The sequence below is a fragment of the Desnuesiella massiliensis genome, assembly GCF_001403615.1.
In the GTDB taxonomy this organism is placed as follows: Bacteria; Bacillota; Clostridia; order Clostridiales; family Clostridiaceae; genus Desnuesiella; species Desnuesiella massiliensis.
Window position 1 is genome coordinate 1 of record NZ_LN879455.1, and the last position, 23,109, is coordinate 23,109.

The 23,109-nt window shown below is 31.2% G+C and carries 20 protein-coding genes, 3 tRNA genes and 2 rRNA genes; 17 read left to right on the forward strand and 8 right to left on the reverse strand.

Annotated features, from left to right (window positions below; genetic code table 11):
- The 8 genes from BN2665_RS06930 to BN2665_RS06965 form a co-directional block, all read left to right on the forward strand.
- Positions 1-123, forward strand: a 23S ribosomal RNA gene (locus BN2665_RS06930); the annotation flags it as partial.
- A 65-nt stretch (positions 124-188) separates the two neighbouring features.
- Positions 189-305, forward strand: a 5S ribosomal RNA gene (rrf, locus tag BN2665_RS06935).
- 6 nt (positions 306-311) lie between these two features.
- Positions 312-387 (forward strand) — tRNA-Phe (locus tag BN2665_RS06940).
- A gap of 850 nt (positions 388-1,237) precedes the next feature.
- On the forward strand, positions 1,238-2,407 hold the full coding sequence (locus BN2665_RS06945) for an ABC transporter substrate-binding protein (RefSeq protein WP_055666396.1): 1,170 nt from the start codon (positions 1,238-1,240) through the stop codon (positions 2,405-2,407).
- 155 nt (positions 2,408-2,562) lie between these two features.
- Positions 2,563-3,447, forward strand: coding sequence for a branched-chain amino acid ABC transporter permease (locus BN2665_RS06950; protein WP_055666397.1), 885 nt, complete (start codon positions 2,563-2,565; stop codon positions 3,445-3,447).
- Positions 3,448-3,459: 12 nt separating this feature from the next.
- Entirely contained in the window at positions 3,460-4,410 is a 951-nt protein-coding gene (locus BN2665_RS06955) for a branched-chain amino acid ABC transporter permease (RefSeq protein ID WP_055666398.1), read from the forward strand.
- Positions 4,388-5,170, forward strand: a complete 783-nt coding sequence (locus tag BN2665_RS06960) for an ABC transporter ATP-binding protein (protein WP_055666399.1) — start codon at positions 4,388-4,390, stop codon at positions 5,168-5,170. Before BN2665_RS06955 ends, BN2665_RS06960 begins: the two co-directional genes overlap by 23 nt.
- The gene (locus BN2665_RS06965) at positions 5,164-5,868 is read left to right on the forward strand and encodes an ABC transporter ATP-binding protein (RefSeq protein ID WP_055666400.1); all 705 of its coding nucleotides are present in this window, start codon (positions 5,164-5,166) and stop codon (positions 5,866-5,868) included. Before BN2665_RS06960 ends, BN2665_RS06965 begins: the two co-directional genes overlap by 7 nt.
- A 141-nt stretch (positions 5,869-6,009) precedes the next feature.
- Here BN2665_RS06965 and bcp read toward each other — a convergent pair whose 3' ends face one another.
- On the reverse strand, positions 6,010-6,477 hold the full coding sequence (bcp, locus tag BN2665_RS06970) for a thioredoxin-dependent thiol peroxidase (RefSeq protein WP_055666401.1): 468 nt from the start codon (positions 6,475-6,477) through the stop codon (positions 6,010-6,012).
- A gap of 168 nt (positions 6,478-6,645) precedes the next feature.
- Here bcp and BN2665_RS06975 point away from each other — a divergent pair, with 168 nt between their 5' ends.
- The 8 genes from BN2665_RS06975 (at position 6,646) to BN2665_RS07010 (ending at position 15,732) form a co-directional block, all read left to right on the forward strand.
- Positions 6,646-7,389, forward strand: coding sequence for a peptidylprolyl isomerase (locus BN2665_RS06975; RefSeq protein WP_055666402.1), 744 nt, complete (start codon positions 6,646-6,648; stop codon positions 7,387-7,389).
- Between the two features lie 473 nt (positions 7,390-7,862).
- A complete protein-coding gene (locus tag BN2665_RS06980; protein ID WP_055667092.1) occupies positions 7,863-9,305 on the forward strand; it encodes an oligosaccharide flippase family protein in 1,443 nt (480 codons plus the stop codon).
- Positions 9,306-9,411: 106 nt separating this feature from the next.
- Positions 9,412-10,422 (forward strand): glycosyltransferase, encoded by a 1,011-nt coding sequence (locus BN2665_RS06985; protein WP_055666403.1) that lies wholly within the window; start codon positions 9,412-9,414, stop codon positions 10,420-10,422.
- A gap of 36 nt (positions 10,423-10,458) precedes the next feature.
- Positions 10,459-11,172, forward strand: coding sequence for a LicD family protein (locus BN2665_RS06990; protein WP_055666404.1), 714 nt, complete (start codon positions 10,459-10,461; stop codon positions 11,170-11,172).
- A 54-nt stretch (positions 11,173-11,226) separates the two neighbouring features.
- Positions 11,227-12,033 (forward strand): LicD family protein, encoded by an 807-nt coding sequence (locus BN2665_RS06995; RefSeq protein WP_055666405.1) that lies wholly within the window; start codon positions 11,227-11,229, stop codon positions 12,031-12,033.
- Positions 12,034-12,059: 26 nt separating this feature from the next.
- On the forward strand, positions 12,060-13,178 hold the full coding sequence (locus BN2665_RS07000) for a glycosyltransferase family 4 protein (protein ID WP_055666406.1): 1,119 nt from the start codon (positions 12,060-12,062) through the stop codon (positions 13,176-13,178).
- The gene (locus BN2665_RS07005) at positions 13,179-13,898 is read left to right on the forward strand and encodes a type 2 periplasmic-binding domain-containing protein (RefSeq protein WP_055666407.1); all 720 of its coding nucleotides are present in this window, start codon (positions 13,179-13,181) and stop codon (positions 13,896-13,898) included.
- Between the two features lie 16 nt (positions 13,899-13,914).
- On the forward strand, positions 13,915-15,732 hold the full coding sequence (locus BN2665_RS07010; protein ID WP_055666408.1) for a hypothetical protein: 1,818 nt from the start codon (positions 13,915-13,917) through the stop codon (positions 15,730-15,732).
- Between the two features lie 126 nt (positions 15,733-15,858).
- On the opposite strand, the gene BN2665_RS07015 is transcribed toward BN2665_RS07010, so the two are convergent.
- The 3 genes from BN2665_RS07015 to BN2665_RS07025 form a co-directional block, all read right to left on the reverse strand.
- Positions 15,859-16,512 carry an HAD family hydrolase gene (locus BN2665_RS07015; protein ID WP_055666409.1) on the reverse strand — a complete coding sequence of 218 codons (654 nt, stop codon included), beginning with the start codon at positions 16,510-16,512 and terminating at the stop codon, positions 15,859-15,861.
- A gap of 83 nt (positions 16,513-16,595) precedes the next feature.
- Positions 16,596-17,099 carry a phosphatase PAP2 family protein gene (locus tag BN2665_RS07020; protein WP_082435831.1) on the reverse strand — a complete coding sequence of 168 codons (504 nt, stop codon included), beginning with the start codon at positions 17,097-17,099 and terminating at the stop codon, positions 16,596-16,598.
- Between the two features lie 450 nt (positions 17,100-17,549).
- A complete protein-coding gene (locus BN2665_RS07025; protein WP_055666410.1) occupies positions 17,550-18,896 on the reverse strand; it encodes a [Fe-Fe] hydrogenase large subunit C-terminal domain-containing protein in 1,347 nt (448 codons plus the stop codon).
- Between the two features lie 222 nt (positions 18,897-19,118).
- On the opposite strand from BN2665_RS07025, the gene BN2665_RS26935 reads away from it, so the two are divergent.
- Complete coding sequence (locus BN2665_RS26935) at positions 19,119-19,304, forward strand: hypothetical protein (RefSeq protein WP_195892676.1); 186 nt, start codon at positions 19,119-19,121, stop codon at positions 19,302-19,304.
- Here the strand turns inward: BN2665_RS26935 and BN2665_RS07030 are convergent.
- The 4 genes from BN2665_RS07030 to BN2665_RS07045 all read right to left on the reverse strand — a co-directional run bounded on the left by BN2665_RS07030 (position 19,283) and on the right by BN2665_RS07045 (position 22,944).
- Positions 19,283-19,358: transfer RNA gene (locus BN2665_RS07030), tRNA-Pro, on the reverse strand. The genes BN2665_RS26935 and BN2665_RS07030 overlap by 22 nt on opposite strands.
- Positions 19,359-19,592: 234 nt before the next feature.
- Positions 19,593-21,221 (reverse strand): IS1182 family transposase, encoded by a 1,629-nt coding sequence (locus BN2665_RS07035; RefSeq protein ID WP_055666411.1) that lies wholly within the window; start codon positions 21,219-21,221, stop codon positions 19,593-19,595.
- 106 nt (positions 21,222-21,327) lie between these two features.
- Positions 21,328-21,403 (reverse strand) — tRNA-Pro (locus tag BN2665_RS07040).
- A gap of 476 nt (positions 21,404-21,879) precedes the next feature.
- A complete protein-coding gene (locus tag BN2665_RS07045; protein WP_055666412.1) occupies positions 21,880-22,944 on the reverse strand; it encodes an IS1595 family transposase in 1,065 nt (354 codons plus the stop codon).
- Positions 22,945-23,109: the final 165 nt, after the last annotated feature.

The following is a 23,109-nucleotide window of genomic DNA, read 5'->3' on the forward strand; positions in this document are numbered from 1 at the left end:
ATGAGATTTCCCATAGCGTTAAGCTAGTAAGATCCCTTGAAGAACACAAGGTTGATAGGTCAGGGGTGTAAGCATGGTAACATGTTCAGCTGACTGATACTAATAGATCGAGGGCTTGATCAATATATATGAATCCAATTCTATGTGCAATTTTGAAAGAACATGTTTCTTTCAAAAACTAAAGAACATCTGGTGATTATGGCATAGAGGTAACACTCGTTCCCATACCGAACACGCAAGTTAAGCTCTATAGCGCCGATGGTACTGCAAGGGAGACCTTGTGGAAGAGTAGGTCGTCGCCAGGTCAATGTGGCTGGATAGCTCAGTCGGTAGAGCAGAGGACTGAAAATCCTCGTGTCCCTGGTTCGATTCCTGGTCCAGCCACCAAAAAAGACATCTTTAATTAGGTGTCTTTTTTTTATTTTATAAAATCAACATAATAGTAGAAGCCGAATATATATTTTTTGATCCTTAAAAATGCATATTTACAATAAATTTGGTATATAAACTTGCAAAAATAATTTTTTTGAATGATAAGGTTTACAATTTGATAAAAAATATTTTAAATGGTTGACATACAGTTAACGTTATGATAATATTTTTATTAAATTATTAATGAACTTTGCAATTTATTTTTAAATATGAAATATTATCTTTCAAAAATTGAAAAAATAAATATAGACTAATAACTATGACGAAGACAAAACTATCCTAAAGTTAATTACAGAGAAGGGAAAAAGCTGAGAACCCTGTTAGCTAGATAGCAATGATCACTTCAGAGTTATGCAACTGAATATAGGGAAACAAAGATGAAACTTAACTTATACATGTTCCAAAATGGCATCTTTAAGCAATTATGGTGCATGTATAAGTTAATAGTTGAACTTGTTTCCCTATAAGGTAGGTTGCATCGTAAGGCTGCGTTAAAGACTAGGGTTTAATAGAATCCGAAAAAGGCTATTAATTTTATTATAGCGAAATAGAGTGGTACAGCGTTATTAGCGCCTCTATAGGTGTATAGATTCCTATAGAGGCGTTTTTATAATAATTATTCGTTAATTACAGAGAAAGATTTGCTGAACTAGGGGAAATAAAGCAGGTTTTTTACTGTAAGAAAAGGGGGCGATTTGCTTGGGAATTATAACACAAGCTGATGAAGATGGTATTTTAACATGAACTGGTATAAATTAAAGTGTCTAAAGATTTAAAATTATTTTATTATAAGGAGAGAGTTTGCATGAAGAAAAAAATATCATTGCTTTTAGCAGCATTATTTGTAGTAAGTTCATTAACGGCATGTAGTAAGAAAACAGGAACATCAGCTAATGGTGATACTATAAAGGTAGGTCTTAATTACGAATTGTCTGGACAAGTAGCTACTTATGGACAAAGCCTAGTAAGCGGAATTGAGCTAGCTTTTGAGGAAATAAATAAAAATGGTGGGGTTTTAGGTAAGAAAATAGAAACGGTTAAGGTGGATAATAAGTCTGAAAATGCGGAATCTGCTAATGTAGCCACAAGGCTTGCTACAAGAGATAAGGTAGTGGCTATACTAGGAGCTGCTACTTCAGGAAACACAAAGGCAGCAGCACCTATTGCTGTTCAAAACAAGGTTCCCTTAATTTCAGCCTCTGCTACTGCAGATGATGTTACTGTAGATAGCAATGGTAAGGTAAGAGATTATGTATTTAAAACTTGTTTTAGTGATTCCTTCCAAGGTGTGATAATGGCTAATTTTGCTTATGGAGATTTGGGAAAGAAAAATGCAGCTTTCTTAGTAGATAGCACTAGTGACTATAGTAAGGGTCTTGCAAAAAGTTTTAAGGAAACTTATACAAAGTTAGGTGGTAAGGTAGTAACTGAACAAGCTTATCAGGCAAAAGAAACAGATTTTAAAGCTGTTCTTACAAAAATAAAAGGTACAAACCCTGACGTAGTATTCTTGCCAGGATATTATGAGGAGGTAGGATTAATTGTAAAACAAGCTAAAGAGTTAGGATTAAATGTACCTATACTTGGTGGTGATGGTTATGATTCACCTAAGCTTTTAGAATTAGCAGGAAAAACTGCCTTAAATGATGTTTATTATACTAATCACTACTCCTCAAAGGATACCTCTCCTGAGGTAGTTAAATTTAAGGAAGCCTTTAAGGCAAAGTATAGTAAGGAACCTGATGCTTTTAACGCTTTAGGTTATGACTTAGCTTATTTCTTAGCTGATGCTATAAAGAGAAGTGGCGAAGCTACTCCTGAAAAGATCAAGAAAGCCCTAGAAGCTACAAAAGATTTCCAAGCAATAACAGGTAAATTATCTATAGATGAAAAACATAATCCTGTAAAAGCAATAACTATACTTCAAATGAAAGACGGAGAGCAAGCTTTCTTGAAGAAGCTGTCTCCACAATAATAAATAGTTAACTAAGCTTTTCAGTAAATTTTTGATATATGATGCACAATTCATAGTTAAAAATATTACGAAATGTATAATAACAATCCTCCTTTATTGTTAATAGCTAAGGTGAATTGTGCATTGTATAAAATATAAAAAAGGAAGTGAAAACAGTGGAACAATTTTTACAACAGCTTCTTAATGGCCTTTCTTTAGGAAGCATATATGCATTAATTGCATTGGGATATACCATGGTTTATGGAATCATAAATTTAATAAATTTTGCACATGGTGATATTTATATGCTGGGGGCCTACATAGGATTTGCAGTCACTACTTTTCTTCATCTTGGATTTTTACCATCACTGGTCATAGCTATGCTGTTGTGTGCTGTTATCGGAATTCTAATTGAAAAGATAGCCTATAAACCTATAAGAAATTCTACTAGAATCGCCGCTTTAATTACAGCTATAAGCGTTTCTTTATTCTTAGAATATGGAACCATGTATTTTGTAAAAGCAGAGACAAGAACTTTTCCGCAGGTATTAGCAAACAAAAGCATAAAGTTATTTAATGGTTCTTTAATATTAAATTCAACGGATATTTATATAATATTAATCACTGTGGTTCTTATGCTATTACTGCAATATATAATTCATAAAACTAAAGTTGGTAAAGCCATGAGAGCGGTAGCTATGGACAGAGATGCAGCGCAGTATATGGGGATAAGTATTAATAGAACAGTATCCTTTACCTTTGCTATAGGCTCCGCTTTGGCAGGAGCTGCTGGAGTGTTAGTAGGAGTATATTATAACTCCATTAATCCGCTTATGGGAATATTACCTGGACTTAAAGCCTTTGTAGCCGCAGTAATTGGGGGAATAGGGGTTATACCTGGAGCTATGTTTGGCGGTTACTTCCTTGGAATGACAGAAACCATGGTAAGTGCTTATGGCGGATCTTTATATAAAGATGGTGTAGCTTTTGCAATATTAATTTTAATACTTTTAATAAAACCAAATGGCTTATTAGGCAAAAATGTAAAAGAAAAGGTATAGGAGGGAGATAATATGAAAATAATTAATAAGAAAAACATAATCATAGCCTTCCTAACAATTATAATGTATGCATTAGGTCAGGTGCTCATAGAAGCAGGTATACTAGATTCTTATGTTCTGCTTAATATAGTAATCATAGGTATCAATATCATATTAGCAGTAAGCCTTAACTTAATTACAGGATTTACAGGACAATTCACCTTAGGACATGCAGCCTTCATGGCCATTGGAGCCTATACTTCGGCCTTAGCCACAGCAAAGTTAAACCTTCCTTTTGGTGTATCTATAATATTGGGGGCAATATTAGCAGCCCTAGCAGGTATAGTTATAGGAATACCTACCTTAAGGCTTAAAGGAGATTACCTAGCTATAGCCACTTTAGGCTTTGGTGAAATCGTAAGAATTGTACTTCTAAATAATGAATATTTAGGAGGAGCTAGCGGTTTTAACGATATACCTCAAAATACAAATTGGACATGGTTATACTCTATGACCATATTAACTATTCTACTAATTAGAAATTTTATTAACTCTAAGAGCGGAAGAGCCTGTATTTCTATTAGAGAAGATGAGATAGCAGCGGAAGCTATGGGTATTAATGTTACTTTTTATAAGGTTCTAGCCTTTGGAGTAGGAGCTTTCTTTGCAGGTATAGCTGGAGCTTTATATTCTGGTTATTTTTACTTTATAAGACCTGACGCTTTTGGATTTATGAAATCTATAGACATACTGGTTATAGTGGTATTTGGGGGTATGGGAAGCATTTTAGGATCTATTGCCGGGGCAATAGCACTATCTTTAATATCTTTATGGCTTCAAGGGATACCAGAACTTAGGATGGTTATATATTCTTTGATACTTTTTGTAATAATGGTGTACAGGCCTCAAGGACTTATGGGGAATTGTAAGTTTAAATTATTTAAGAAAGGAGGACCTAAAAATGTCAGTGCTCAAAGTGAATAACGTAGCCAGATACTTTGGTGGTATAAAGGCTGTAGCTGGAGTTAATATGAATATTAATTTAGGAGAGATTGTAGGTCTTATAGGGCCTAATGGAGCCGGAAAAACTACACTTTTCAATTTGCTTACAGGAATATATGAGCCCACAGAAGGAGATATCATATATAACTTTGAAAAAGAACAAAGCACAAGAAACATGAAACCTCATAACATAGCTGCTTCAGGAGTTGCCAGAACCTTTCAAAATATAAGGCTGTTTAGCAATATGACCGTATCAGAAAATGTAAAGATGGGCTATCATAAGAAAGTAGACTACGGTATAATACCCTCATTTTTAAGATCTCCTAAATATTATAAAGAAGAGCTTTTAGCAGAAGAAAAAGTGTTAGAGCTGCTAGAGATATTTGATCTGCTAGATAAAAAAGATGAGCTGGCTAAGAACTTGCCTTATGGAGAACAAAGAAGATTAGAAATAGCAAGAGCTCTAGCTTCTGAGCCTAAAATATTACTGCTTGACGAACCTGCAGCGGGAATGAATCCTAATGAAACCAAAGAACTCATGAATTTAATTAAATATATAAGGGATAAATTTGATATCACAATTATACTAATAGAGCATGACATGTCACTTGTAATGTCTTTATGCAGCAAAATTTATGTGCTTGATTATGGTCAGCTTATTGCAGAAGGTACACCAGAGGAAATAAGAACAAATCCAAAGGTTATTAAGGCTTATCTTGGAGGTGAGGAAGAGGTATGTTAGAACTAGTTGATTTAAATGTATATTATGGTGCTATACATGCACTTAAGGGGATAAACATAAAAGTAAATCAAGGGGAAATTGTTACATTGATAGGGGCCAATGGAGCAGGAAAAACTACTACCTTAAAGACCATATCTGGAGCTTTAAAACCTAAAAAGGGCAAGGTTTTATTTCAAGGGGGAGAATTAGAAAAGGTAAAAGCACATGATATTGTTGGCTTGGGTATAGCTCATGTGCCAGAAGGAAGAAAGGTTTTTATGAACATGTCTGTAATGGAAAATCTTGAAATGGGGGCATATTCAAGAAAGGATAAAGGTGAAATTAAGAAGGATTATGAGAAAATATTTGAAACCTTTCCTAGGTTGTTAGAACGTAAAAATCAAATGGCTGGAACCTTATCTGGTGGAGAGCAGCAAATGCTAGCCATAGGCAGAGCTCTAATGGCAAGACCTAAGCTTCTTCTTTTGGATGAACCTTCTATGGGCCTTGCGCCTTTAATCGTAAAACAAATCTTTTCTATAATAGAGGATATAAATGAAAAGGGGACTACGGTGTTATTGGTAGAACAAAATGCATCCATGGCACTTAAAATAGCTCACAGAGCCTATGTAATACAAAATGGGGTTGTAGAACTAGAGGGCAATGCTGAGGTGCTTTTAAATGATGAAAATGTAAGATATGCATATCTTGGGGCTTAATAATACTAGGTGTATATTTAAACATGAAACTAAAATAGGCTATATTAAAAATAAAAAAGCGTTTAGTAAATTAATGAACCTCACCCTGTCTAATCGGCAGGTTGAAGTTCAGATTAATACTAAATGCTTTTATTTATACTGCTATTTTATCACTTCTAGTACTTTGTCAGTATGGCCATCTACTTTAACTTTTCTGAATTCTTTAAGAAGCACACCATTTTCGTCAATTACGAAAGTGCTTCTTTCTATGCCCATAACTTTTTTGCCATACATATTCTTTTCTTTAATTACATCATATAGCTTGCATACTTCTTCATTTTCATCACTTAGAAGCACAAAGGGCAAGGAAAGCTTAGTTATAAATTTATCGTGTAAAACTAAAGAGTCCCTGCTCACCCCTAGTATTACTGCATTTAAGTTGTTGAATTCTTCTATGTTATCTCTAAAGGAGCAAGCCTCATTAGTGCAGCCAGGAGTATTGTCCTTAGGATAAAAATATAATATGACTTTTTTTCCTCTATAATCACTTAATTTATGTTCTTTTTTATCTGAGCCCATAAGAGTAAAATCAGGGGCAATGTTACCTTCCTTAACTATAATTTCTGACATAATATCACCTCATTCAATTAATTCACAATACTTATAATTTATATTATATAATAATTGTTGTTTATTTTCAAATTTTTATCTATGAACTTAGAAAATTAATTGTAAAAAGTATATGTTTTTATGATACTATAGAGTAGGAAATAAAAATATATTTAAAGGAGCACACAGATGGAAAATAATGTATTAGCTAGAGTAAATGGAGTTGAAATAACTCAAGAACATTTAGAGCAAACTCTTTCGAGATATCCACAAGAGAGACAGTCCTATTTAAATACTGACTTAGGAAGAAAGCAACTATTAGAGCAAATCATATCTTTTGAGCTCATGTATAATTATGGAAAAGAAATAGGATTAGACAAAGATGCTCAATATTTAGCTCAAGTAGAGGTTATGAAAAAAGAGATATTAATCCAGTCAGCTATTAATAGTGCCTTATCTAAGATAGACATCAGCGAGGAAGAAATAGCTAAGTATTATAATGATAATAAAGATATGTTTATGGATCAAGAAAGCGTTAGAGCTAAGCACATATTAGTAGAAACTATTGAAGAATGTGAGCAAATAGCTAAGGAAATCAGTGAAGGCTTAAGCTTTGAAGAAGCGGCAGAAAGATTCTCAAGCTGTCCATCAGGAGCTAATGGTGGAGATTTAGGAGCTTTCACAAGAGGAAGAATGGTTCCAGAATTTGAAAAAGCAGCTTTTGAATTAAACATCGGAGAAATAAGTGGTCCAGTTCAAACTCAATTTGGCTATCACTTAATTAAGGTTGAGGAGAAAAAATCTGCTAGCGTTAAACCATTAGAAGAAGTTAAAAATACAGTTGCAAATACTCTATTACAAGAAAAGCAAAGCAGTAAATATGCAGAGTTAGTAGAAGAACTTACAAATAAATATACAGTAGAAAGATTATAGTTTTTATGGAGCTTGTGACATTAATTGCAGGCTCCATTTTGCGTATTATGAGATAGGTTTAGAACTATAGAGTTTTGTCACAAAAGCTGGTAGATGATTTTATGAATTATTAAAAAATGTATCCATCTACCGGTTTTTGTGACAAAACCATAAGGGCTCAAATTCTAATATATACACCACCATCAACTTTTATTTGTGACAAAAGCATATAGCTTAAAATCATAGTCCTAGAAGTTTTCCTCCTATATTTAGTAATATAGAATATTAACAAAAATTAAATATAATTTAAATTTTATGAGATTGCTTGGTATTTTCATCAATAATCATTATAATAGTATAGGAGGATGTGAAAAAAGGTATTCTATAGGTTTTCCTACACCGCACGTGGAGCCCCACGAGCGGTCCGTGAAAAAGAACACCTATGTTTTTCACATCCTCCTATAGGTAAACAATTATAGGAAGGTAATATGAGTATGAGTAAATCAATACTAAGAAACGCTATATACAAAGCATTATTAAATATTTTTAATATAGTTATTCCGCTTATTATAGGACCCTATGCTAACAGAGTGCTTGGACCTACTTTAGTAGGAAGAGTTAATGGGGTAGATGCTATATATGGGTACTTTTTGATATTTGCAGCCTTTGGTATATATAATTATGGACTTAGAGAGATCAGCAGGGTAAGAGATGACAAGGAAAAGGTTTCAAAGCTATTTACTAATTTATTTATTATAGGATTAATAACTAATATAATAGCAAGTACTGTGTATTTTTCTTTTATATTTATTAATAAAGATGCCACTGCCTTTCCTGTATTTTTTATATATGGCTTAAGCCTTATATCTAATATATTCTATGTAGAGTGGGCTACAGAGGCGGTAGAAAGCTATGATTTTATAACTATAAAGTCGATTATTGTAAGGATAATATACATAATATTATTACTTACCCTAGTTAGAACCTCTGATAATTTAATTGAATATGTAGCATTATTATCATTATCCTTATTTTTAAACAATATTATAAGCTTCATATATATATCAAAAAAGCTTAAGTTTAATTTTACAGAAATTAAAATAAGAAAACATATAAAATTTTTAATTATAGCAGTGCTAATGTCTAATGCTAATGTGTTATATACCCAATTAGACAGGATAATGCTAAGAAGCTTTTTAGGAGACAAGGCTGTAGGATTTTATGGCGTAGCTCAGAATGTGATGAGCATGGTAAATGCTTTAATGCTTTCCGTGATAATGGTAACAATACCTAGACTTTCAAATGTGCTAGCCAACGAAGACGATGAAGCCTATGAAAAATTATTATCAAAGATATGTAAGGCTTATTTTACAATATTATTTCCAGCAGCCATAGGTATGTTTATATTATCGAAAGAGATAATATATTTTTATGGCGGTAAGGAGTATTTAGCTTCCATTAATGTGCTTAAAATTTTCTCCATTTATATGATTGCAACTGGAATTGAATCTATATTTACCAATCAGATTATATATGTTAAGAGAAAAGAGAAGATATTAGGAGTAATTATATTTATTTTTGGATTGCTAAATCTTATATCAAAATTTATATTGATAAAGTTTAATATATTTACTCCAGTTACAGCTATAGCCACTACTTTATTCTGTAACACTTGTTTTATTACTACGGAATACATATATATAAAGAAAAAATTAAAGGTGAATATAAATATATTTGGATTAGACAAAATGAAGTATCTTTTTATATCTTTAATATTTATTCCTATAACTATGGCAATAAGACTAGCGGTGCCAAATATGCTTATGATGGCATTCTTAGCGGTAGTGGTAAATTCTCTAGTATACTTTATAATACTATATATATTAAAGGATGATTTAGTTTTCTTTATTTTAAGGAAGCTTAAAATAGTTAAATAACCTTCAAAAAATAGTCAAGAGTTAGTAATTTTACTAACTCTTTTACTTTTAGATTTTAACCCTAAGGTTTTTGTGTTATAATCACTATGATGAAAGGAGTTAATCTATGAGTGCATCAGTGAGTATAATAATACCTGTATATAATGTAGAGAAGTATTTAAGAAAGTGTTTAGACAGCGTTATAAATCAATCCATTAAAAGCAAGGAGATTATAGTTGTCAATGATGGGTCTACAGATAGCAGCTTAAGTATAATAAATGAGTATAAAGCTAAATATCCAGACATCACTATAGTAGATAAGAAAAATGGAGGCCTTGCTTCTGCCAGAAATGCTGGACTCAAGGTAGCTAGGGGAGAGTATATAGGCTTTGTAGATAGTGATGATTATATTCATATAGACATGTATGAAAATCTTTACAATAAAGCGAAAAAAAATAATTCGGACATAGTGATGTGTGGACATTTAAGAGTTTTTAATGATCATGAGGAAAGCTTTGTATATGATTATAATGAAAGCAAGGTGTATAATAGTGAAGAAATAACCAAAGAATTTTTGAAACATGCTATAAGCTTATCTAGTTGTGATAAGCTCTTTAAAAGGGAGCTGTTTGAAAAACATGATTTCTTTTTCCCAGAAGGGAAGTTAAATGAGGATATACAGGTGGTTTTTGGACTTATATTTAATTCTGATAGAATTTGCTTTGATAATAAGCCATACTATCATTATTATCAAAGGGGTGGATCTATTACAAAGAAGATAAGAATAAATTCTGTTTTAGATATGATAAGCGCCATTGAAAATATAAGAATGCAGTTAGAGGAAAAAGGACAATATGCCTATTATAAAGACTATTATAAAAGTTTTTACTATTCTTATATAGGAACCTCGAATATGATGTTCTATGAATATCTCTATGGACATGGATTAACAGAAGAGGCTAAAAGCTGCAAGGAGTTATTGGGTAGCCATAACAATAGCATAAAGCTTATAGAGGTTTTTAAAAACAAAATTATAGATAAAAAGAATAGGGTTAAGATACTTTTACTGAAGCTAAAGCTTTTAAAGCCAATAGTCATTATAAAATTGAAGGTTAAAAATAAAAGCATAAATAATTAGAATGATAGAATTAATAGGGTTCTTGGGGGGAAGAAAATGAGCATTAAGGGAAGAGAGCTAATAAAAAACATATTAAAAAAGTTAAATATTTATGGTTTTTTAGCTAAAATAGTTAATGAACGCAGGGATAAAAAGAGAAGTGAAGCTTTCCATAAAAATGGACAAGAATGTCTAAGAAGAGTAAAAGAGGCCTTTGATAGTATTAACAGATTATTTTGGCTAGATTACGGTACCTTATTAGGTGCAGTTAGGGAAAAGGATTTTATAGAGCATGATTTAGATTTAGATATAGGTACTTTCCAAGAAGGAGATATATTAAAACTAGAAGAGGCTTTAAAGGCTAGAGGGCTAAAAAAAGTAAAAGAATTTATGAACCAGGGTAAAGTAGTGGAACAAACCTATAGTTATCAGGGAGCAGATATAGATATTTTCTTTTATGTGCAAGAAGAGGACAAGATGTGGTGCTATAGCTTTTATTCAGAAACACCTATACTTCCAAAGGAAATAGATTATGGATATGAATATGAGGGCTGGAAGACCATAAAATCCATAACCACCTATACTGGTTTTGATAAAATAGAGTTTAAGGGGTTAGATTTTGATGCACCAAAGGATCTTAATTTATATTTAACAGAAAATTATGGAGCTAATTACATGATTAAACAAAAGGATTGGGACTCCTCCTCATCACCTAGAAATGTTGAAAAAGTGGATATTGGAGAAGTAACTCAATATTGGTATAAATATTGATAATTGGTAAATAATTAATAATAGTGACTTTAAATAAAGGAGAATATATTATAAATGAGTTCAGAGGTTATAGAATTAATTTGTAGAAGCCATGAATACTCATCCTTAAGGAAAGCACAGCTAGTAATGGTAGAAATGATTAAGGTAGTGGATGAGATTTGCAAGAAACATAATTTAACTTATTGGATAGATTCAGGAACTTTATTAGGAGCCATTAGACATGAGGGATTTATCCCCTGGGATGATGACGCAGATTTGTGCATGCCAAGAGAAGACTATGATAAATTTTTAGCTCTAGTAGAAAAAGAGTTACCAGAGCATTTAGCCCTAGAAACAGAAAGTGTAAACCTTCATAAGAAATTGCCCTGGGCTAGATTGCTATATACAAAAAACTTTAAGTGGAAATTTCACAATACTGGAGAGGAGCATATGGGACTATCCATAGATATTTTTCCAATGGATTTAGTAGACTATAATACTCCTAACAAGAAGCTTGTTAATATATTAAGCAGGATATGCAGCAGCGATAAGCCACAAAAGATTAAGGATCCTAAAGCTTTGATTAAAAGTTTATTACTTTCAGTTAACTTTAAAAAATATTGGGTTAAATACGTTAATGATTTAAATGAAAAAGGCAAAGGGGAATATTTCTGCTATGGCATAGAAACAAGTTTTACTAACAGCAGATTTTTATTCCATAAAGAGGATATATTTCCGTTAAAGAAAGCAACCTTTGAAAATTATGAGTTTTCTATACCAAATAACTATGATAAGTATCTTACAAATCTTTATGGCGATTATATGAGAATACCACCAGAGAATGAAAGAATGACTCATTGCACAGAGTTTGAAATAATTTAAAAGGATTTTTTAAGGAGTTGATAGTTGTGACAGCTAGTAGAGTACTTCATATTGTAGCTACAGGAAGATTAAGTGGAGCTGAAAAAGTGGTTTCAGATATATGTACTAATTTAAGTGAGGATTTTCAGCCTATAGCAGTTTGTGCTGGAGAAGAGCTAAAGGAGTATTATGATGGGAAGAATATCGAAACCTATGTTATCGATATAAGTAAATTAAGTGTTAGTGAGATAAGGAAATTAAAACAGTTGATTAAAGACAAGCATATTGACATTGTCCATAGTCATGATGTAAAAGCATCTATAGCTGGTTACTTAGCAGCTAAGGCTTTTAAAGTGCCAGTGGTTTCTCATATACATGTAACTTATTTATGGATGAAGAAACTTGGACCACTAAAAATCATAGATCAATATTTTAGAAATAAGTATACTAAGTCTCTTGCTTGCTCTGAAATGGTAAGAGATTTTTATTTAGAGCACAATAAAAAGGCTTTACAGGGTAAAATAGAGTATTTAGATAATGCTTTTAACTTTAATGAATTTAATAAGATAGAGCCTAAAGACAAAGATAGCTTTAAACAGCAGCTTGGCATAGATAAGGATGCTTATATTTATGGATATCTTGGAAGGCTATTAGAGGTTAAGGGAGCAGATTTAATGATTGATAGCTTTTATGATATTCAAAATAAGGTAGAAAACTCCATGCTTCTAATCGTAGGAGACGGCCCAGAAAGAGAAAAGTTAGAAGCTAAGGTTAAAGAATATGGCATAGAAAATAAAGTAATTTTTGCAGGCTATCAAAAAAATGTATATGATTATATGAATGCCTTTGATTGCTTTATACTTCCTTCTGTAAGAGAGGGGCTGCCTATAGCTGTGCTAGAGGCTATGGCTATGAGAAAGCCTGTACTTTCTACTCCAGTAGCAGGACTAAAAAAATTAATGAAGAATGAATTTAATGGTCTAGTTTTAAGGGAAAGAAGCAGAAAAGATTTATCAGAAGCTATGATTAAAATACATGAAGATAAGGAACTATCAAGAAATATTGCTGAAAATGCATATAAGCATTTAGATGAAAATTATAACATCAACACCTATGTAAAGAAGGTAGAGAGGTTATACAAAGATGTATTAAGTGGTGAAAGATAAATGAAGAAATATAGATTTTTAATTATAATAACTTTCATAGTTTTCTTAGGAAGCTTAGCCTTTAATATCTATGACGCAAAAAAGAAGCTTTCTATGAAAGCTGATAATTATATTTTTTGTAGTAGTACGTTATCTTATTTAGCTAGTGATTTTATAGAGGGATATAAAAAAGAGTTTGGAAAAGCGTTGAGCTTAACTTCAGAGGAAAAAGAGCACAAAAATGATACTATTTTTAAAGTTAAGTATCAATCTGATTTAACAGAAGAAGAAAAGAAAGACTTTGATATGATTACCTTATCAAAGGATTATGTTTTAGCCTTAACCAATATAGAAAATTCACATAATAATATTGACTTAAATGATTGGGAATATTTAAAAGGGACTTCAGACCATAAACTACCTGTAGGAACCAACTATGCAGCAGACTTTGTTAATAGATATTTAGGCAGTAAAATTGCTTATAAGGTAGCTGGAGAAAATTTATCTGATTATATAGTTAAAGATAAAAATCTAATGGGATTCATTTATGCTAGCCAATACTATACTTCTACTAAATATAAGCTAGTGACTATCAATGGCTTAAAAATGAAAGACGAAAATTATCCTTTAGTAGATTATTTGGTATTTATTGTAAAAAAAGACTTTAATGAAAAAGAAAAGATTTCTCAAATCATAAGCAATATGAATTTTAACCTAGATAAGTTTTCTTTTAACTATTAGATTTGGAGGTAGTATTTTGTCTACGAGAGGTAATTTATTTAAAAATAAAATTAATATAATAGCCATATTGATATTATTAGCAATTTCTATAGGCTATGGTTATTTAGAGAAAAGAGATTTTATAACTATAAATAAGATTATTTATTATGGGAATACAGAGTTTAATGATGTGATAGCTTATGATGTAGATGGCACTAAAATAAAGAAGATAAATAAATTTAATGAGGACTTTAAGGATAATTACAAGAAAGAAAACATAGAGGTGGTTATAAATCCTATTAGTGCAAATAAATACATATATGAAATGGTAATACATTCAAAAGATAAATTAAGTGAAGAGAAAAACAGCAGTATCATCAACGACTACACTTTATATGTAAAAGATAAAGATAAGGATATTAAGTTTATAAATATAATAAATGAGCCAGAGTACAATTTTAGTAATAAAAGCCTAAACAATGTATTCTTTAGAGCATTATCAGCTATAATTTATCTAGCAGCCTGCTTTTACTTTATAAGTAAATTAGGTTATAAAAATAAAAAAATACTTAGTGATTATAAGCTTTTTGCCATCTTTGCTGCTCTAGGCATAGTTAGTATGGTGCTAAATTTTCAATTTTTGCTCAGTATTTCATTAATATTATTGGGTGTGCTGATAAATTATGCTTATGCTCATAATAATGAAGGAAAGTTCATAATCAGTGCTTATGCAACGGCTTTTGCTATAAGAATATTAGCAATTATAGCTATGGTGGTACTAAACCTATATAAATTTGGTACAAAACTTTCTTATTTACAGCCAGATGAGATGTTTTACTATGAGACCTCAAACAAAATTTCCTTATTGCTTTATAATTTTAAATGGCCGGATCTCAAGGGAATTACTGAGGTAACTCAATATGCCTATAATCTTTTTGCTGGAGTGGTAAAATTATTGAATATAGAGAGTTTTTATTCCTTAAAAATCATCAATGCTTTAATTTCATGTTTATTTATAGTTATGGTATATGATTTTGCAATGAAGCTGTTTAAAAATAAAAGTGTGGCAAGGCTATCAGCTATATTTATGACCTTGATGCCTACGATGATATTATTTTCCACCTTTGCTTTAAGAGATATATTTATATCTATGTTCATATTTTTAATATTTAAAGAAGTATTTACCATAGACATAGATAAAAGATATATTATAAGCCTTATAAAGATACTTATATATTCTTTTATTCTCTGGTATTTAAGAAACTATGCTCTTATACTAATAGCTATGATAGTTGCATTCTATGTTGTTTTAAAGCTATGTGTAAGAAGAAATATAAATTTAATTTATGTTTTTATTATAGGGATAGTAGGGTTAGCCGGAGCTTTAACCTTAGCCTCAAAACTTTACTCCTTCAGTCTGTTAAAAATGTTTATTAATTACTTTAGAAATGAAGGTATAGTAAAGTATGTCACGGGTATAGTATTAAGTATTACTAACCTGGACTTTATAACCAATACCTCTGCTAGTCTATATTCTTCACCTAAAACCATAATATTACGTATGTTTTATCCTGAAACTCTACTTTTAGTAATAACACTTCCACTTTTTGTTATTGGTGTTAAGGAATTTATAAAAACTAGAAAGGATATAGCATATTCATTAATCATAATGTTTATAGGATTTATAACCATATATAAACTTCAGTACGGTGGATGGTTTTTAAGAACTCAACTTCAAATATTTCCTTATCAATATGTATTTATAAGCTTAGGCTTAATTCATGTTATTAATGAAAGTAATTTCTTTAAGCAGGGAAAAGGATTTAACTTAGTAAATAGACTATTAAATTTATAGGTTACGAGAAAAATAACCGATAAAATATATCAATATAGTGAAGTGAGTTTTAACAAAAATCAAAAATAAATCTGCTAAAATCTAAATTAGCAGATTTATTTTTTGCTTTTTAATTTTTATTAAAGGCTATACCGCCTCATTTAACTCAGCATATTCAATAATAAACTTATCTACGGTATCTTCTATTTCATCTCTAGCATCTTTAGAAAGTTCATCATATACACCTACTACCTTCATACCTGCAGCTTTTGCACCCTTCATGGCAGGGAGTATATCCTCAAAAACTATGCATTGATCTGGAGAAACCCCTAATTTTTCAGCTGCTAGTAGATAAACATCAGGAAAACTCTTTCCTCTTTTTACTTCACCAGTAATGGTTATAGCATCGAAATAATCATAAATATCATTTTTCTTTAGGGCAATCTCTAATAAAGGAAGAGAATTACTAGTAGCTAGTCCTATTTTTATACCTAATTTTTTTAGTTTATCTAAAAATAATTTGGCCCCAGCTTTTAAAGGTACATTATTTTCATATTCGTATAAAGCCATGTCATACCACTCATTCATTATTTCTTCAAGAGAATCCTCTAAATTGAACCTGTTCTTAAAATATTTAGCGGTTTCTTGAAAGCTAAGATGACTTATAGCATCTCTCAAATCTTCAGGCATATCTATATTTCTAATTTTAAGATAATCTATATCTATCTTTTCCCAAATCCACATGGAATCTACCAAGGTACCATCTAAATCAAATATTGCTGCTCTTACATCAGTTAACATTTTATCACCTCACGCAAAAGTATATCATTAAAAAAAGTTTCTTTGCAACTTTTTTAATATATTAAGCCCGCATAATCGATTTGCTATAATATATATATTAACATAGAACAAATACTGCCAATTATGGAACCAGCTATTACATCCGTAGGATAATGTACCCCTAAATACATCCTAGAAATTCCTACTAGCGCAGAAAGGCTTATACATAATAAAGCAAAAGAAGGTATGAATAAAGCAGTAATAATAGCTAAGGTAAAGGCAGAGGTAGTATGTCCAGAAGGAAAAGAATATTTATCAATATCAATGAGCTTTATATTTAGGTTTTGTAATGCAATAAATGGACGAACTCTTTTTACTAAGATCTTTATTATTCTGGCCAAAAGACTACTCAATATCAGGGAAAGAGAACATTTAACGGCAAATTCCCTAGAAAACTGCTTGCCCATAAAAAATAATATCAAGCAGTAAGTTATAGCAAAGTAAGTAGATCCTATATAAGTTATAGCCGGCATAACTTTATCTAAAAAACTGCATTTTATAGAATTATTAAATATCCTTAGAATGGTTTCATCACTTCTTTTTAGCATTAAAATCCCCTCCAATATATAGGGGAACAAGTTCAACTATTAACTTATACATGCACCATAATGGCTTAAAGATGCCATTTTGGAAAATGTATAAGTTAAGTTTCACCTTCGTTTCCCTTTAGTAGCTAAGTATATGCTTGTATTTATTTAACTCTTAAGGATTTTCGTCTATATATATTTAATATAAATGCATATTATGTACTATTAATAATAACAGAAAAATCTTATTTTTTTATTAAATAAAATTTAAATATTATTAAGATTATAATAAATTATATAAAACTGCGCAATAAATTTTAAATAAATAAAGCGAAGCCTTTTTATAATTATGATTTACATATAATGCAATCATTAGTGAACTGTAAATTGCACACCAAGAATTAAAAAAGGCTTCGCTATTCTAAAACATTATATTTAAAGGTTTATTTTAATCTAAAAACTTAGCTTAAACTAAAAATTACGTTCAAAGATTTCAATTTTTTCAGGGTTTTTAAAATCTTCTCTAGAGGTTATATGTATTCTTTCAAGGATCTGATCCATACAATCACTATGAGTAGCTACTTTTATGGCGGAGTTTTCAGCAAACTTATCTACATGGATTTTTCCTTGCTCCCTTGGTATTAGAGCCTTAGGGCCACCAACACAACCGCCAACACAGCCCATACCCTCAATAAAATTAGCTTGAATGTCGCCATTTTGAGCTTTTTCAAGCATAGCTTTACATTCTTTAACACCATTAGCTTGAACTGCTTTTAATAATTTGTATTTTTCAGGGAACATTTCTTTTATAGCATCTCCAACAGCTATAGAAACACCACCAGTTCTGGCATAAAGTCTTCCACCCATGGAAGCATATTCTATAGAAGGAACTCCCTGAAGCTCTGACGGACTTATTTCTAGTATTTCAAAAATACCTTTTAATTCTTCAAAAGTTAATACATAGTCTATGTCTCCCAATAAGTCTTTTTCCTTAGCTTCAGCCTTTTTAGCGATACAAGGACCTATGAACACTACTTTACAATCATCATTTAATTTCTTAAGAACTCTTCCTGCAGCGATCATAGGGGATACTGAAGGTGAAACATGCTTTACCAAGTTACCATATACGCGCTTTAACATTCCTACCCACATTGGGCAGCAGCAAGAAGTTATCATTAAGTCATCTACCTTTTTTACATGGTTATCAAACTCTACTGCTTCCTTTAAAGTAAGCATATCAGCAAAAAAAGCTACCTCAACCATATCCTTAAAGCCTACCTTTATAAAAGCAGACCTTAATTGATCCATGGTTACATCATCACCAAATTGCCCCATAATAGCAGGAGCTACAGCCGCTACCACTGGGGTGTCTCCCTTCAATAATTCCATTATAGGAACGAATTCAACTCTATCCATTAACCTTCCACTATCGCAGGCCTCAACACACATACCGCAATCGGTACAGGCGTCAGTATCAATATATGTAGAATGCTTAATAGGGTCTACTAATATAGCGTCAAAAGGACAAATCCTTTGACAGTTAGTTTTACCATCCTCACCAGCACATTGCATAGTACAATCAGAAATTTTTTGAACTATTCTATTATTAGCTTGATAGTTGGTTATTGCCTTTCTTAGATCATAAGCAAAACTTTCGGTATAGTCAACTTTTACACCACAGAGTGTGGAGATTATTGAGCTTAGTTCCGCCTTGTCTACCGAAGGATCTTCTAAGATTTCATTTACCTTCTCTTCGAATTTGTCATCATAATAAGCCTTAACTAAGATTTTAAATATCTCTTCATATTTTTTTTTCATAAGCGTACCTCCTGCTTTAAGGAAAATAGAAATTATCTAAGTATAGTTATTATACCATAATTTGAATTTTACAAAGCATATACTGATATTTTATTAAGATTTAAATTTGGTATATATTTAAAGACTTCTACAAATAATATTATTTACATTTAATATTATTTATATTGCAAAAAATCTAATACATTTTTGTTATTTCTATATAATCAATGAAATTGGAAGGAGTTGAAAAACCGTTTATGTAACGGAATTGCTATGGAGATATTATCTTTACTGGCTTTAGGAACTATATTAACTACCATGTCATTATGTAAGGCAGCCTCAAGAGCAGATAATTTTGAAGAAAATATGATGAGTAGAGAGAATAAAGCATATTGCAAAAAACAGATTGGTCGGGATGACAGGACTTGAACCTGCGGCCTCATGGTCCCGAACCACGCGCGCTCCCATCTGCGCTACATCCCGATAGTGATATTATATAAAATTTTACAGAAATTTTCAATTCATATGAAAATAAAAAGGGGCTGTCGCATTAGCGGTTAAAAACCGCTAATGCTCAGCTCCTATTTTGTACTGTTTTATAGCAATTTTAAAGAGATTTGCAAATAAATTCATCTCTATACCTTAAAAATGGCGCACTTTAATAAGCCCTTTCGCTTAAGACTTTTTTCAGAATACTTGTTTTTTAAAAGTCTAAAATTAGGCAGTGCTTTTTAACAAAAAAAGGTGTGTTCCAGTTCTGTTTGACTGAATTTTGTTATGTAGTTTGTTTATGTTATGTGCCATAGCCAAAAGGATACTTTCGGACAAAACATTCTGCTTTCCTTTGCACAGAAATCTTCGAAATCCCATATCTTGCTTAATCTCTCCAAAAGAACCTTCAGCTTGTATGCTTCGATTCATTCTGAGTTCACAACCTTCTTTGCTTACAATTCTTTCGAGATCCTTTTTCCTCAGCATGTTAAATAACTTTGATGTTTCAAGATTTTTTAATCTTTCTTCTAATGGAGTTTTGCAGTTGTTTCCTTTTATACATCTACTTTTGTGTGAACAGTTACTGCAATCCTCGCAGATATATATGGTTTTCTCACTTTGATATCCAGTTTTACTTTTTCTTTTTATCGTTTTGCTAACTGTTAACTTTTTATTATTTTCACAAGTATAGTAATCACCAGCTTCATTGTATTCCATGTTTTCTATTCGACTGATGTCATTCTTGTATTTTCTTGTTTTAGATATTTCATAGTTTGATGGTTTGATAAATGCCAGTTGTCCATTTTCTTCAAGATACACATAATTCTCTTCGCTTTCATATCCAGCATCTGCAACCACTTTTTTATATCTAAATGTTAGGAACGCCTCCATACTTTTGAGAAATGGAATTATGGTGTTGGTATCTGTGGGCTGGTCGCCCACGGTAAGCCACACTATATATTCAGAGTCCACACCATGCTGCACATTATAGCCTGCTTTTAGTTGACCATTTCCCATAGCATCTTCCTTCATTCTCATAAAGGTTGCATCATTATCTGTTTTTGAATAGCTGTTACGATCACCACAAATATATATTTTCTGGGTGTATTCTTTTAATTTATCAAGGTATTCCTCAAGTTTTTCAATGGATCGCTGCAATGAAGTTTTTCTTTTTCCACATCCATGTACAAACTCTATCTTTTCTTTATGTTTCAGAGTATAAAGTTTTTTTCGCAGCTTTTTTACGTGTTTCATTTTTACTTTATTCTGATAAACAAGCTTGATGCCGTATAATTCCTCGCATTCAGCCACTAAATCTGCTAATTTAATTAGTAGCTTTTCTAAGTTTTTTGTAACAGCTTTTTTCCAAACAAAAGTATATTTGTTTGCACAAGCCTCAATTTTTGTGCCATCAATGAAAACAGCATCTCCAGATATCTCTCCTATGTTAAGAAGAAACTTTGTCATTTCAGCTAGAATTCTTTCAGCACAGGGTGCAAAGTGCAAGCTTCTAAATCTTGCAAAAGTTGAATGATCAGGTTTTGGTGAATTTTCAAGAAGGTACATGAAGTTAATATCACGATGACATGCTGTTTCCATGGCACGAGATGAATAACTATGATTCATGTAAGAATAGAGTACAATCTTCAGCATCTGACGTGGTGTTGCTTGATTTTCCCTCACTCTGGAATAAGTCGAATATAAATCTTCTAAATCCATCTCCTCTACAAATTGACTTAGCAAACGCACTGAATCATTTTCTGGGATCATACAATCGATATTTATTGGAAGTTTTAATTGAAAATATCTTTGATTAAGTGTATAATTTTTTTGTAAAATGTTATGTTTTAGCATACTAATATTTTACCATAAATCCCTTACTTCTCGAAGTTCGGGATTTATTTTTTTGCACAAAAAAGGAGCTACGCACTAATCACTTAGTGCGACAGCCCCTTTTTTATGGTCGGGGTGACAGGGATTGAACCTGCGACCTCATGGTCCCAAACCACGCGCGCTCCCATCTGCGCTACACCCCGAAGAACAATAACTATTATATTATATACTCAGTTAGAAGTCAATAATATTTTATAAAAATTTATAGATGTTATACAAGGAAGAAACAATAGGATGTTAATTTAGAAAGTCTAGTTAGTAGAATCTAGCGTAAATCAGGATATGATGAGATTGTACTAACTATACTATGAGTATACTTGTTAAGGTCCTTATACTTTTGTCACAAAAACAGGTAGGTGATTTCAGGATATGTTGTAGCATTAAAATTTATCTACCTGTTTTTGTGACAAAACTATATATACTACACAACAATTAATATAACCTCTATTAAACACAGAAATAGTAAAGATACTTGTCCAAATATTTCTATTATTTCACTGTGTTATTTATAATATAAAAAATTAATTTTACGTTTACAGTATTGTTTTAGAATTTTAGAAAATATGGCATTAGTAATGTGAATAAACATAATCAAAGCAAAAAAGTAATGAAAGACGTTCTAAGCAATGGATTTTACATCCTTAAAATCCTTAATTCTTAAGCTTTCACCACTGCAGGCTACTAATAAAAATAAATTCAATAATCCCCTAGGTATTTTTTCGACTTCAGATAATTTAAACCATTTAAACCAGGATATATAGAAATTAATGTATTTTGTAGCTACACCATTAAAAGAGTTTATAAATTTTTTAAGTTCAAAGCTAAAAGTCTTTACATTATTTAAATTATAAGGGCTTTCCTTAGAATTAATATTATTACTGATTCTATATAGTTTTGATTTAATTTGTTTTGCAAAACTAACATAAAATAATTTGTGGTTTGCACATAGAATTGACTTTTTAGGTATTTTGTCAGTCAATATATCTTTTAAGTGAATATAGTTAATTTTGCCTCTACAAGCCCCTTGAGATAGTATATTATCAGCTCTATCTTTACAGCAAAGAATGCAAATTTTAGGCTGGTTTAAATCCTTATATCCATATAATTTTCGTTTAATAGGTTCTCTGTTCATGGAAAAATTGAGCTTTTTTGAATGATTTCCTTTAAAACTTTCGTTTATATACAATTCATCTATTTCAACTATGCCCTGAAGTTTATCATTTAAGGTGGCTTTAAGAGCTTTAAGAATTTTATGCCTCCAGTAAAAGGCTGTGTTTCTGTGGATTTTGAGCCTATCTGCTGCCTCTCTTAAGGTTAATTTCTCGCACATGCATTTTAAGTATTCAATCCATTTTTGTATAGGCTTTTTGCTATAGCTCATAGGAGTATTAGTTTTGCTTGAGAATATTTTACTGCAATCCTTACATTTATATCGCTGAAGCTTTAGAGAATTTAAGCCGTTTTTTATTATATGATCACTACTACAATGAGGGCAAGTTTTGTTATTTAGATTAATGTAATTGTTGGCCAAGGTTTCAGTAATACTTTTAGTAATATCATCATTATAAACAGCAGCACTTTTATTTAATAGTAGATCTTTTAAATATGTTGCTTGAAATGGGGGAAGAGCTTTAATAGAACTTAAAAACTCACTGGGATTTAATGTATAGCTTAAATTATTCATGATAAGTACCTCTAGCTATTTATTTTATTTTTAGTATCCGAAAAATAATAAATTAAATAAATGATTTATTTTTCTATAATTCTTTAATAAAAATACCTAGCTAGATTATAGACATTGGAGACAATTTTTAACCCGAAAATTAGAAAAATAAGCTTGCTTTTATAT